The organism is Kumtagia sp. (genome assembly GCF_059502445.1).
In genome coordinates, this window is sequence record NZ_JCACER010000029.1 from 30825 (window position 1) to 44191 (window position 13367).

The 13367-nt window shown below is 66.6% G+C and carries 11 protein-coding genes; all 11 read right to left on the reverse strand.

All coding sequences use genetic code 11. From position 1 onward, the window contains the following. Positions 1–8 precede the first annotated feature (8 nt). The 11 genes from recN to murG all read right to left on the reverse strand — a co-directional run bounded on the left by recN (position 9) and on the right by murG (position 13366). Entirely contained in the window at positions 9–1685 is a 1677-nt protein-coding gene (gene recN, locus AC5JDC_RS12405) for a DNA repair protein RecN (RefSeq protein ID WP_495841620.1), read from the reverse strand. Between the two features lie 10 nt (positions 1686–1695). Then, on the reverse strand, positions 1696–2565 hold the full coding sequence (locus AC5JDC_RS12410; RefSeq protein ID WP_106770937.1) for an outer membrane protein assembly factor BamD: 870 nt from the start codon (positions 2563–2565) through the stop codon (positions 1696–1698). Positions 2566–2721: 156 nt separating this feature from the next. Further along, the gene (lpxC, locus tag AC5JDC_RS12415) at positions 2722–3672 is read right to left on the reverse strand and encodes a UDP-3-O-acyl-N-acetylglucosamine deacetylase (RefSeq protein ID WP_106770936.1); all 951 of its coding nucleotides are present in this window, start codon (positions 3670–3672) and stop codon (positions 2722–2724) included. A gap of 271 nt (positions 3673–3943) precedes the next feature. Further along, on the reverse strand, positions 3944–5662 hold the full coding sequence (gene ftsZ, locus AC5JDC_RS12420) for a cell division protein FtsZ (protein ID WP_495841621.1): 1719 nt from the start codon (positions 5660–5662) through the stop codon (positions 3944–3946). Positions 5663–5730: 68 nt separating this feature from the next. Continuing rightward, entirely contained in the window at positions 5731–7041 is a 1311-nt protein-coding gene (gene ftsA / locus AC5JDC_RS12425; protein WP_106770934.1) for a cell division protein FtsA, read from the reverse strand. Further along, a complete protein-coding gene (locus AC5JDC_RS12430; RefSeq protein ID WP_495841622.1) occupies positions 7038–7964 on the reverse strand; it encodes a cell division protein FtsQ/DivIB in 927 nt (308 codons plus the stop codon). Before AC5JDC_RS12430 ends, ftsA begins: the two co-directional genes overlap by 4 nt. Continuing rightward, the gene (locus AC5JDC_RS12435; protein WP_495841623.1) at positions 7952–8878 is read right to left on the reverse strand and encodes a D-alanine--D-alanine ligase; all 927 of its coding nucleotides are present in this window, start codon (positions 8876–8878) and stop codon (positions 7952–7954) included. The genes AC5JDC_RS12430 and AC5JDC_RS12435 overlap by 13 nt, the downstream gene beginning before the upstream one ends. Before the next feature lie 290 nt (positions 8879–9168). Continuing rightward, the gene (locus AC5JDC_RS12440) at positions 9169–9621 is read right to left on the reverse strand and encodes an NUDIX hydrolase (protein WP_495841624.1); all 453 of its coding nucleotides are present in this window, start codon (positions 9619–9621) and stop codon (positions 9169–9171) included. Between the two features lie 252 nt (positions 9622–9873). Next, a complete protein-coding gene (murB, locus tag AC5JDC_RS12445; RefSeq protein WP_495841625.1) occupies positions 9874–10839 on the reverse strand; it encodes a UDP-N-acetylmuramate dehydrogenase in 966 nt (321 codons plus the stop codon). After that, the gene (gene murC / locus AC5JDC_RS12450) at positions 10836–12242 is read right to left on the reverse strand and encodes a UDP-N-acetylmuramate--L-alanine ligase (protein WP_495841626.1); all 1407 of its coding nucleotides are present in this window, start codon (positions 12240–12242) and stop codon (positions 10836–10838) included. The genes murB and murC overlap by 4 nt, the downstream gene beginning before the upstream one ends. Then, a complete protein-coding gene (murG, locus tag AC5JDC_RS12455; protein ID WP_495841627.1) occupies positions 12239–13366 on the reverse strand; it encodes an undecaprenyldiphospho-muramoylpentapeptide beta-N-acetylglucosaminyltransferase in 1128 nt (375 codons plus the stop codon). The genes murC and murG overlap by 4 nt, the downstream gene beginning before the upstream one ends. Position 13367: the final 1 nt, after the last annotated feature.

Genomic DNA, 13367 nt, shown 5'->3' on the forward strand with positions numbered 1-13367 from the left:
GACCGGCGTCAGGAAGCGGCCGCGACATTCTCCCTGAGCAGGCGCTCGGCCGCCGCCCTCGCCTCCTCGGTGATGGTCTCGCCGGCCAGCATGCGGGCGATCTCCTCCTGGCGCGACGGCCGGTCGATCTCCCGCACGGTGGTCGACACGCGGTCGAGTCCGCCCGACTTCGAGATCAGGAAATGCGTCTCGGCGCGCGCCGCAACCTGCGGCGCGTGCGTGACGGTCAGCACCTGCACACGCTGCGACAGCCGCCCCAGCCGCTGTCCGATGGCGTCGGAGACCGCGCCGCCCACGCCCGAATCGATCTCGTCGAACACCAGCGTTGGGGCCGAGCCGCGATCGGCCAGCGCCACCTTGAGCGCCAGCAGGAAGCGCGACAGCTCGCCGCCGGAGGCGACCTTCATCATCGGACCGGGCCGCGTGCCGGGATTGGTGCGCACCCAGAACTCGACCTGGTCGTTGCCTTCCTCGGCACGGCTCTCCCGCTCGGTCGATATCTCGACGATGAAGGCCGCGCGCTCCAGCCTGAGCGCCGGCAGTTCGGCCATGACCGCGGCTTCGAGCGCCGACGCCGCCGACCTGCGCAGCTCCGACAGATGCGCCGCCTGATCGTCGTAGGCGGCACGCGCCGCCGCGGACTGCGCCTCCAGCGCCCTCAGCCTCTCCTCGCCCGCATCAAGGTCGGCAAGATCGGCGACCATGGCGTCGCGAAGCTGCGCGAGATCGTCGACCTGGACATTGTGCTTGCGGGCGGCGGCGCGCAGCGCGAACAGCCGCTCCTCGGCACGCTCCAGCTTCTGCGGATCGTATTCGGTCGCCCGCAATGCCGCGTCGATGCCGGACTGCGCCGCATCGAGCGAGATCAGCGCCTCGTCCAGCGCCTTGACCACGTCGTCGAGCAGATCCGGCACCTCCGGCGCCTTGCGCTGCAGCCGTCTCAACAGGCTGGCAAGCTGCGGCAGCGGCGAATTCGAGCCGGACAGCACGTCCTGCGCGTCCTTGATCTCGGAAGCGACTTTCTCCACGCGCATCATCGAAGCACGCATCTCGGCAAGGTCGGTTTCCTCCCCCGGCTGGGGATCGAGCTTCGACAATTCGGTCACGGAAGCGCGCAAGAAATCCGCTTCCCGCGCCGCCGCCTCGACCTTCGCCTTGTGGCGGGCAAGCTCCTGCTCGGCGTCGCGCCAGCGGCGCCAGGCGGCGGCGGTTGCTTCGGCCTCGCCTACATGGCCGCCGAAAGAGTCGAGCAGCTCGCGATGCGCGCCGGCGTCGACCAAGGCGCGCTCGTCGTGCTGTCCATGGATCTCGACAAGCGCCCGGCCGATGTCGCGCATAAGGCCTACGCTCGACGGCTGGTCGTTGACGAAGACGCGGGTGCGCCCGTCCGCAGTCTGCACCCGGCGCAGGATGACGTCGCCGTCGTCGTCGATGGCGTTGTCGGCCAGGATGGCGCGGGCCGGATGATTGCGCGGCACGTCGAACACCGCGGTGACCTGGCCCTGCGCCGCGCCATGCCGCACCAGGGACGCATCGCCGCGCGCGCCGAGCGCCAGCGACAGTGCGTCGAGGAGGATCGACTTGCCGGCGCCGGTCTCGCCGGTGAGCACCGACAGGCCGGGCGCGAAATCGATGTCCAGCCGGTCGATCAGGACGATGTCGCGGATCGAAAGGCGCGAAAGCATGCGAAGGCCGTCAGGCGCCGGTGATGAGTGCTCCGGCCCTGGATATCCACGATCCGGAATTTTCGCGTGGCTCCAGACCGCCCGACTGCAGCAGCTTGTAGGAATCCTTGTACCACTGGCTGTCCGGATAGTTGCGGCCGAGCACGGCCGCCGCCGTCTGCGCCTCGGTGGTCAGGCCCATCGCGTAATAGGCTTCCGTCAGACGCGACAGCGCCTCTTCGACGTGACGCGTATTGGCATAGTTCTCGATCACGTAGCGGAAGCGCTTGACCGCGGCGATGTATTCGCGCCGTTCCAGATAGTAGCGGCCCGTCTGCATCTCCTTGCCGGCGAGCTGGTCGCGGGCGACGCGAATCTTCTGCCGGGCATCGTCGACATATTCGGACTCAGGCCAGCGCTGCACCAGTTCCTCCATCGCCTGGATGGTGTTGCGCGATTCCTTCTGGTCCTGCGTCACGTCGCGGATCTGACGGAAATAGGAAAGCCCGACGATATACTGCGCGTAAGCCGCATCCGGAGACGAGGGATAGAGCGTCACGTAGCGTTTGGCGGCGTTGATCGCCTCGTCATACTTGCCCTGGCGGTAGTTGGCGAAGGCGCCCATAACCATCGATTTGCGGGCATATTCGGAATAGGGATGCTGGCGGTCGATCGCCTCGAACTTGCGACTGGCTTCGGTCAGCCGGCCGGCATCGAGATTGGCGAGAGCCTGATTGTAGAGAACGTCCGCGGGCTCGGTCTGCTCGACATAGGTGGCGAGGTCGACATCCGCTTCGGTGGACATGCATGCCGACAGCACGAGCGGCGCGCCAAGCGCGGCCAAGGCGAGCAGGATGCGCCCGTTGCGGTGGATTTCCGTGGCAGCACGCGTAAACGACATGTTTTCGAATCGCCCCTCTGGCGTCGGCAAAACCGAAGGCGAGCAGCCATAACCACAACGGCTCGCGACGGCAACGCTATCCGGACGCAATGGCGCTTTTTTGTGGCACCTGCCGCAGTTTCGGCCCGATGCCGGAGAAACGCCCGGGGTTTCGGATCACAGGACCCAGGGCGCGTAGACCGGCGCGTTCACCGCGATCAGCTCCGCGGTACGGCCACGGGCACGGCGGCCGGTCTCGACGATTTCGAAGGCCGTCGGATCGGACAGCAGGTGCCTGAGCGCCGCTGCATTGAGCCGGTGGCCGCCGCGGAAGGAGCGGAAGCTGCCGATGAAGCGTGCGCCGGCCAGTGCGAGGTCGCCCATCGCATCGAGCGTCTTGTGGCGCACGAACTCGTCGACGTAGCGCAGGCCTTCCATGTTGATGACCCGGTTGTCGTCACCGATGACGATCGAGTTCTCGAGCGAGGAGCCCAGCGCGTAGCCCGCGGCCCACAGTCTCTCGACGTCGCGCATGAAGCCGAAGGTCCGTGCCCGCGCGATATCGCGCCGAAAAGCGGTGGGCTCGATGTCGGTGGCAAAGGCCTGGCGCCCGATCGCCGCGCTGTCGAAATCGATCTCGATCTCGAAGCGGGTGCCGCGATATGGCCGGAACTCCGCCCAGGACGCACCGCTGTCGATGCGCACCGGCTTCACCACGCGGATATAACGGCGCTTGGCATCCAGCGTCTCGATACCGGCCTGATCGAGGGCGTCGACGAAAGGCGCCGCGCTGCCGTCCATGACCGGCACTTCGTTGCCGTCGATCTCGACCACGACATTGTCGATACCCAGGCCGAACAGCGCCGCCATCACATGTTCGACGGTGGCCACGTGAAAGCCCGACGGCGCGCCCAGCACCGTGCAGAAGGCGGTCGCGCCGACTTCCGAAACCAGCGCCGGAACCTGGCGGCCCGCACCCTGCTCGCCGCTATAGACGAAGACGACTCCCGTATCCGGGTCGGCCGGAAGGAAGCGGATCGTCACCGGCTTGCCGTTGTGGACGCCAATGCCGGACAGCGTCACGCACGATTTCACCGTGGTCTGATAGTCGTGCAAATTCGTCCCCATAAGCCATTCATGCTCAAGACCGCGGACCCTTCCCAACCCGCGGATATTTCGTCTCGGCAGAAGCGGCTTTCCGCAGTCCAATTCCTGCCATCTTTCGGTGGCGAAGATAGTCTTCCGGAAGGCTCTCTCCAAATCACGGTTTCTTACTCTGTGTTACCGCCGAGCGGCGTCGCGCGGCAACGGTAACGCCTTGATTATCCTTCATAAACAAACGGCGCGGATGGGTGGTGAAAAACCCTTCCGCGCCGTTTTGTTAACGAGCGTTTACGCCTCAGTTCGCCTGCCGGCGAAGGAATGCGGGAATCTCGAGCTGGTCGTCCTCATGAGTCGCGCGCGCCTGCGGCGTGAGCCGGCCCTGGTCATCGAGCTGGCCGCGACGCGGCGCGTAGACCTGCGGGTCCTGGCTGCCGAGGCGACGCGCCTCGGGTGCCGGCTGGCGCAGTCTGGGCTCGCGCGGCTGCGCCGGCTCGAGCCGTGCCGGCTCCTCCTCGCGGCGCGTCAGGCCGACCGTCAGCCGCTTGAGCAGGCCGATCGGACCGCGATCCTCCTGCTCGGCGGGACGGGCCTTGGCTTCCGCCTCCGCCTTCACCATCGGGGGAAAGTCTTCGACCCTGGGCATGCGCGGGGCGGCGGCAGCCGGCTGCGACGCCGGGGCCTGACGCTGCACGGCTTCGACCGGCTGAGCGGCGACAGGCTGCAGGACGACAGGCTGCATCTCCTCGGCCATCTGGACCGGCGCGGCCGGCTGCGGCGCCGGCTGGCGGACCGCGACGGGCTCCGGCTGCTGCGCCTGGAACAGCTTGCTCTGCGGCCGGAAGTCCTCGGCCGCAGCAGGCTGCGGACGCGCCGCCGCGGTCGCGGCGTTCTGTTCGGCCATGCGGATCGCCTCGGCGACCGGGTCGGCGGCACGCATGTCGGCGCGCGGCGCTTCCGCCGGGGCGACCCTGCCGTCCGCGACCGGACGCGGCTGCGGCTTCGGCGGCGCCTGGCGGATGGCGATCGGCGCCTGTGCCATCTGCTCGGCCGACTTGTCGATGCCGGTCGCCACCACGGACACGCGGATCACGCCCTCGAGTTCTTCGTCGAAGGTGGCGCCGAGGATGATGTTGGCATCCTGGTCCACTTCCTCGCGGATGCGGGTCGCAGCCTCGTCGACCTCGAACAGCGTCAGGTCGCGGCCGCCGGTGATCGAGATCAGCAGGCCCTTGGCGCCGCGCATCGAGGTCTCGTCGAGCAGCGGGTTGGAGATCGCGGCTTCCGCCGCCGCCATCGCCCTGCCCTCGCCGGAGGCCTCGCCGGTGCCCATCATCGCCTTGCCCATCTCGCGCATGACGGAGCGCACGTCGGCGAAGTCGAGGTTGATCAGGCCTTCCTTGACCATCAGGTCAGTGATGCAGGCGACGCCCGAATAGAGCACCTGGTCGGCCATGGCGAAGGCATCGGCGAAGGTGGTCTTGTCATTGGCGAGCCGGAACAGGTTCTGGTTCGGAATGACGATCAGAGTGTCGACGCTCTTCTGCAACTCCTCGATGCCGAAGTCAGCGGTCTTCATGCGGCGCTGGCCTTCGAAATGGAACGGCTTGGTGACGACGCCGACGGTGAGGATACCCTTTTCGCGGGCCGCCCTGGCGACCACCGGGGCAGCGCCGGTGCCGGTGCCACCACCCATGCCGGCGGTGACGAAGCACATATGCGTGTTGGAGAGGTGGTCGACGATCTCGTCGATGCACTCCTCGGCGGCGGCGCGGCCGACTTCCGGCTGCGAGCCGGCGCCGAGGCCTTCGGTGACATGCGCGCCGAGTTGGATCAGCCGCTCGGACTTCGACATGGTGAGCGCCTGCGCGTCGGTGTTCGCAACAACGAAATCGACGCCGCGAAGGCCCGCCGTGATCATGTTGTTGACGGCATTGCCGCCGCCACCCCCGACGCCGAACACGGTGATCCGGGGCTTGAGCTCGGTGATGTCCGGTCTCTGGAGATTAATGGGCATTTCTTTCGTCCTCTGCCTTCCTGCCGCATCGCCGCCGCGGCTGTTTCTGGGGCTTGCCCCGCCGAATACTAGAAACTGTCTCTCAACCACTGACCCATGCGCTGCAGCCGGCCGCCCGTCCCGCTCATGCGCAATCTCGTGTTGCCGCTGATTCTGTCGTCCTCGAAACTGGCGACCTGCGGATAAATCATCAAGCCGACCGCAGCCGAAAAAGCCGGCCCCTTGGCAGCTTCGGGCAAGCTTGCCACGCCGAGCGGGCGTCCCACCCGGACATTGCGGCCTAAAATGCGTCGTGCCGCGTCCGGCAGCCCGGCAAGCTGGCTGGCGCCGCCGGTCAGCACCACGCGCTTACCCACGACATTGCCGTAGCCCGACTTGTTCAACCGGTCGCGCAGCAGCTCCAGCGTCTCTTCGACGCGGGCCCGGATGATGCGCGTCATCACCGAGCGCGGCACCTGCAGATGGATGTCGGTCTCGTCTCCGCCGATCGGCTGCACCGTCACGATGTCCCGATCGTCGGCACTGCCCGGCAACGCCGAGCCATGCATGACCTTCAGGCGTTCGGCATCGTCGAAGCTCGTGGACAGGCCCTTGGCCATGTCGAGCGTCACATGCGTGCCGCCGATGGCAATCGCATCCGCATGCACGAACTTGCCGTCGGCGAAGACCGAGATCGTCGTCGTGCCGCCGCCCATGTCGATACAGGCCGCGCCCATCTCGAGCTCGTCGTCGACCAGCGCGGCAAGGCCGCTGGCATAAGGCGTCGCCACCAGTCGCTCGACCGACAGGTGCGAGCGGTTGACGCAGAGCTCGAGGTTGCGCTGCGGCGCGGCGTCGCCGGTGAGCACATGCATGTCGACGCCGAGCGTCTCGCCGACCATGCCGCGCGGATCGCGCACGCCGCGCTCGGCATCGAGCGAGAATGCGACGGGCAGCGCGTGCACCACCTCGCGCTCGGCCTTCAGCGCCTGCTTGGCGCCGGCGGCGAGCACCCGCCTTATGTCGCCCTCGTCGACCTCATGGCCGCCGAGATTGACGGTGGCGGAATAGGCATGGCTCTTGAGACGCCCCGAGGTCAGATTGACGAGAAGGGAATCGACGGTCAGTCCCGACATGCGCTCGGCCGCGTCGACGGCGAGCCGGATCGCCTGCTCGGCGCGGTCGAGATCGACGACCACGCCCGACTTAACGCCGTGCGACTTCTGATGGCCGATCCCGATCACCCTGATCTTATGGGTGCGGCCGCGTAGCAGCTGGCTGGGCTCGCAGGGCTTCAGCTGGGCGACCACGCAGCAGATCTTGCTCGACCCGACATCGAGCACGGTGACGATGCCGGATTTGCGCTGGCTGCCGTCCTTCTGTCCGCCAAGCCAACTCATATGCGCTTCTCCGGCTTGGATTTCTTCTTGCCGGCATTGGCGATATCGGCCTGCCGGCTTTCGGCCGCCTCCGGCGTGAGCTGCAGCACCACCCGGTCGGAAAACCTGAGATCGATGGCCGCCAACTGGCGCTTGAACAGGCTCTGCTCCCGCTCCAGGCGCAGAAGCGAGCCGACCGCCGCATCCACGCCCGCCTCCGGCAGCCTGACGGTCATGCCGTTGTCCAGCCGCAGATCCCAGCGACGGCCGGCGACCAGGATGTAGCCCTTCACGCGCGAAGCCAGATCGGGATAGTTCGCCATCTCGTCGACAAAGGCCGCCGCGCGCTCGGCCGCCCCGGCACCCACGACGAGCGGCAGATCGGCATGGCGCCCGCCGGTGAAGGGCACGATCACATTGCCCTTCCTGCCGATGATGGAGAGCTGGTTGTCGTGCTGCCAGATGGCGAAGGGCTCGCGCTCGGTGATGCGGATTTCGAGCGTCTCCGGATAGACCTTGCGCACCGAGGCGACCTCGACCCAGGGAAGCGCCGCGACGCGGTCCCGCGCCTCGTCGACATCGAAGCCGATCAGCGAGGTCCAGCCGGTCAGGTCGAGCTTTTCGAGGATGTCGATCTCCGACGTTTCGCGATGCCCGACGACCCGCACCTGGTCGACGGCAAAGCCGGTGCGGGCGGTAACCGCCTGCGCCACTTCCGGCATCCGGCCACCGACATAGGTTCCGTAAACACCGGTGGCGGCGAACAGCGCCGCCGTCGCCATGGTTGCAGCAAAGCGCGGCGGGACGAAGTCGCCGGTACCGAGCCGCGCGAACAGCCTGACCGGCCGCCGCAGCCAGCGCGGCAGCACGAAGCGGTCAGCCTGCGAGGAGGCGCCCGGCACGCCCGCCGCCCTCCTGCCTTGCCCCGCTCTCAACGCGAACACGACGCGTCCTCCACCATCCAACTCAACAATTCGCCGAAGGAATGGCCCGCTTCAGCGGCAATCTCCGGTACGAGCGACGTCGGCGTCATGCCGGGCTGGGTATTGACCTCCAGCCACACGACCTCGCCATTTTCGGAATGGCGATCGTCGTAGCGGAAATCCGACCGGGAGACGCCCCGGCAGCCGATTGCTTGATGAGCCTTGAGGGCCAGTGTCTGTATCTTTTGGTAAATATTTAGTGAAATTTTAGCGGGAACGACGTGTTTTGATCCGCCCGGCGCGTATTTCGAGTCGTAATCGTAGAAGGAATGGCCGGTCGGCACGATCTCGCAGACGCCGAGCGCCACGTCGCCCATGACGGCGCAGGTGAGCTCGCGCCCGTGGACGTAGCGCTCGACCATGACGCGGTCGCCATATTTCCAATCCGACGAAGAGATAACCTGCGGCGGGAAGGATTGCCCCTCCTTGACGATCACGACGCCGAAGCTCGACCCTTCATTGACCGGCTTGACGACATAGGGCGGCTTCATCGGATGCTGGTTCTGGATGGCATGGCGATCCATGATCCGCGATTCCGCGACGGGAATCCCCGCCGCCCTGGCGATCTTCTTTGCCTGCTCCTTGTCCATGGCCAGCGCCGAGGCGAGTACACCGGAATGCGTGTAGGGAATGGAGAGGAACTCCAGCACACCCTGGATGGTCCCATCTTCGCCGAACGGCCCGTGCAGCGCATTGAAGGCGACGTCCGGCTTGAGCTCGGCCAGCACCGCGCCGATGTCACGGCCGACATCGACCCGGGTAACCCTGTAGCCCGCCGCCTCCAGCGCATCGGCGCAGGCATTGCCCGACGAAAGAGACACGGGCCGCTCCGACGAGAAACCGCCATGGAGAACAGCAACGTGCTTTTTCGACATACTCCGCAATCCCCTCGAGCGCTACGCACCACCAACGCGTCCGGACAGAGTCCCGGCCGTTCCGGCGAGCCTCCTCGCCAGCTACGCACCACACGACTCAAATCAGGAAACGCTTTCAAGCCAAAGAATCAGACCATGGATTCCGTGGCAAGCATTGATTTCCGGGAAATCGAAATTCGTGACTTCCTGACAGAAATTCGCCGGCCGACTATGGCATTTTGGACTCACCGCAGGTTGCGGCTGGTACCTGATCGCGATGCTGCGGCGGACGCCATCCACGCTGCATTCGCTCACGGCCGCGGCAGGTGCCGCAGAAGCGGCCTCTGCCCTACGATCATCTTTTCGGTCGCCTCTTGAGGTCGGAACCAGGCCGCGCGATCGACTTCGGGAAAGGACTGAATCCGGCCGCTGCGTGGTGGCCATTCCAGTTCGAACGCATTGCTCCGAAGGGTATTTACATCGAAGTCACCCTCCGCTGCGAAGGCGGTCACCACTTTGCCGCCGCCCTGGCGGACCGTTCCGAGCGGGGCAAGATCGCCGTCGAGCGTCCATCCCGTCTCTTCGGCGAATTCCCGGCGCGCCACGGCTTCCGGGTCCTCGCCCTCGACATACTCGCCCTTTGGGATCGACCAGGCACCCAGATCCTTCCGGCGCCAGAAAGGGCCGCCGGGATGCACCAGCAGCACTTCCGTCGCACCGGCGGCCTGCCGGTAGACAAGAACGCCTGCGCTCAACTTCGCCATCAGATGTGCAATCCGGCAAGTCTATATCCGGCGATCATCCTTCAGTTTCCGGATGTATTGCGAGTTTGTCCCGTTCCATCCGCAGCGCGAACAGCGGCCGCCGGCCATGTCGTGCTCGCAATTTGGATAGCCATAGAGCCAATGGGCACATTCGGGACAAAGGTTCGTCATTTTAGACACGCCGGTTGGAAATTCCGACCTGCATTCGTCACAAGTTACGTGATCGCCGCTGTCTGCCATCACTGCAGCAACCTACAGCAACTGCCCCAAAAACTCCTGCACCTCGTGCCCCGGTTTGAAGCGGCCAATGCGCTTGATCTCCCAATGCAGCCGTATTCCGGACGTTTCGAGAACCCGCGCCCGTACCGTTTCGCCCAAAAATTCGAGGTCGTAGCCGGTGGCGTTGCCGGTGTTGATCATGAAGTTGCAATGCATCGGCGACATCTGCGCCCCACCGATCATCAAGCCGCGGCAGCCGGCCTTGTCGATCTCCTTCCACGCCGAGGTTCCTTCGGGATTCTTGAAGGTCGATCCCCCGGTCTTCTCGCGTATCGGCTGCACCGTCTCGCGGTGATGCTGCACCGCGTCCATCGCCGCCTTGATGGCGTCGCGCTCCTCGGCAAAACCCTCGAACAGCGCCGATGTGAAGATCAGCTCGGCAGGCGCCGAGGAATATCGATAGGCATAGCCCATATCGGCATTGGACAGCTTGTGGACCTTGCCCTTGCGGTCGAGCGCCCGTACCTCGACGACGCGCTCGCGCGTCTCGACGCCGTTGGCGCCGGCATTCATGCGCAGCGCTCCGCCGATGGCGCCGGGAATGCCGTGATAGAAATGAAAGCCGCCGACGCCTGCCTCCAGCGCCAGCGCCGCGACGCGCTTGTCCGGAGTGGCCGCCCCGGCGCGGATGCGCGTCGGCGCAGCCAGTTCCGCCTCGCCGAAACCCTTGGCCGACAGCCGCACCACGAAGCCGGGGATACCGCCTTCGCGCACCAGCAGATTGGAGCCGATGCCGACGACGGTGATCGGGATTTCCTCGGGCACGGCCTTCAGGAAGGTGGCAAGATCCTTCTCGTCGGCCGGCTGGAACAGCGCGTCGGCGGTGCCGCCGGCGCGGAACCAGGTGATCTTGTCCATCTCCGCATCGACGGTGATGCGGCCGCGCAGGCCGGCAAGCCTGTCGCCGAGGCCGGCAAGAAGATCCCGGCCGCGCGTCATGCCGCCTCGCCGCCCAGTTCCCCGGGCAAGGCATAAGCCCATTGCGTGATGTTTCCGGCGCCGAGAAAGACGACGAAGTCGCCCGGCCTGGCGAGTTCGCGCACCACGGGCGCCACCGCCGCCGGCCCCTCGATGTAGCGGGCGTCGCGATGGCCGCCGGCGCGGATGCGCTGCGCCAAGATTTCCGAGGTGACGCCTTCGATCGGATCCTCGCCGGCGGCATAGACGGGCGCCACGAGGATGGTGTCGGCATCGTTGAAGCAGGCGGAAAAATCGTCGAACAGATCGCGCAGCCGGGTGAAGCGGTGCGGCTGGGTGATGGCGATCACCCTGCCTTCGGTCGCCTCGCGCGCCGCCCGCAGCACCGCCTTGATCTCGACGGGGTGATGGCCGTAGTCGTCGAAGATGCGCACCCCGTTCCACGTACCGGTCGGCGTGAAGCGGCGCTTGACGCCGCCGAAGGTCGACAGGCCCTTGCGGATGGCATCGGCGGAGAGGCCGAGTTCGTGTGCGACGGCAATCGCGGCAGTGGCATTCGACACGTTATGGCGGCCGGGCATCGGCAGGAGCAAATCCGGGATCGCCGTATCCGCGCCCGTCTTGCGGTTGCGGATGATCACGTCGAACAGCGACGAGCCGTTGGTCATGCGGTGCCGGCTGAAGCGCACGTCCGCCTGCGCGTTCTCGCCGTAGGTGATGACCCTGCGGTCCTCGATGCGGCCGACCAGCGTCTGCACTTCCGGATGGTCGGTGCACATGACGCCGAAGCCGTAGAACGGCACGTTCTCGACGAACTGCCGGAATGCCTCGCGCACCTTGTCGAAGCTGCCATAGTGGTCGAGGTGCTCGGGATCGATGTTGGTGACGACGGCAATGTCGGCGGGCAGCTTCAGGAAGGTGCCGTCGCTCTCGTCGGCCTCCACCACCATCCAGTCGCCGGCGCCCATGCGGGCATTGGTGCCGTAGGCGTTGATGATGCCGCCGTTGATGACCGTCGGATCGAGGCCGCCGGCGTCGAGCAGCGCCGCCACCATAGAGGTGGTGGTCGTCTTGCCATGCGTGCCGCCGATGGCGACGGCCTGGCGGAAGCGCATCAGCTCGGCCAGCATCTCGGCGCGCCGCACGATCGGCAGCAGTTTTTCGCGCGCCGCCATCAACTCGGGATTGGACTTCTTGATCGCCGTCGACACGACGACCACCTCGGCATCGCCAAGATTCTCGGCGCGGTGGCCGACGAAGCACTCGATGCCGTTGTCGCGCAGCCGCTGCACATTGGCGCCGTCGGCCTGGTCGGAGCCCTGCACGCGGTAGCCGAGATTGCGCAGCACTTCGGCGATGCCGCTCATGCCGATGCCGCCAATGCCGATGAAATGCACCGGTCCGATGCTCTGCGGCATCTTCATGAGCGCGCTCCCTGTCCGAATTCGCTTGTCGTCCTCCCTTCGGCAATAGCCTCTGTGAGGTCGGCGAGCAACCGCGCCGCATCCGGTTTGCCGGCTGACTTCGCGGCAGACGCCATAGCGGAGAGCCGCGCCGGATCGTCCATCAGCCCGCCGATCAGCTCGGCGATGCGCCCTGCCGACAACGTTGCCTGGGGGTGCACTTCCGCCCCGCCCACCGCGGCCAACGCCGCTGCATTGGCCGCCTGGTCGTGGTCTAGCGCATGCGGAAAGGGCACCAGCAGCGCCGGCCGGCCGATAACGGCGATCTCCGAGACCGTCGAGGCGCCGGAACGCGACATAACCAGATGGGCGGCGGCGATGCGCGCCGCCATGTCGGTGAAGAAGGGCGAGATTTCGGCCGGAACGCCGAGATCCGCATAAGCCTGCCTGACCTGCTCGGCGTCCTCCTTGCGGGCCTGCTGCACGACGCTCAGCCGCCTGCGTTGACCCTCGGAGAGTTTCGCGATCGCCGCGGGGACCGCCTCCGAGAAGAACTGCGCGCCCTGGCTGCCGCCGAACACCAGCAGCCGGAACTGTCCTCCGGCTTGCGGAGCGTCATACGGCTGCCTTGCCGCCTCCAGTACGGCCGGGCGGACGGGATTGCCGGTGGCAACGATCTTCGCCGCGACGCCGCTGTCGCCTTTTTCGAGGAAACCGCCGGCGATCGCGTCGACGCGGCCCGCCAGCGCCTTGTTGGCGCGCCCCATCACCGCGTTCTGCTCGTGGATCAGCGTCGGCACCTTGCGGCGGGTCGCGGCATAGAGCGGCGGCACGGTCGGATAGCCGCCGAAGCCGACGACGACGGCAGGCTTGATCCTGCCGATCACCGCGGAGGCCTGGCGCACGCCTCGCCAGATCGTCCAGAAGGCGCGAAGCAGCGCCACCGGGTTGCGGGCTCCGATGGTCGCCGAGGCGATCGGATGGACAGCTTCGGCCGGAAAGCCGCCGGCATAACGCTCGGCGCGGCCGTCGGTCGCCAGATGCACCGACCAGCCGCGCGCCGCCAGTTCGTGGGCCAGCGCCTCGGCAGGAAAGAGATGGCCGCCCGTTCCCCCGGCGGCCAGCAGGATCGTCCCCTTCGCCATG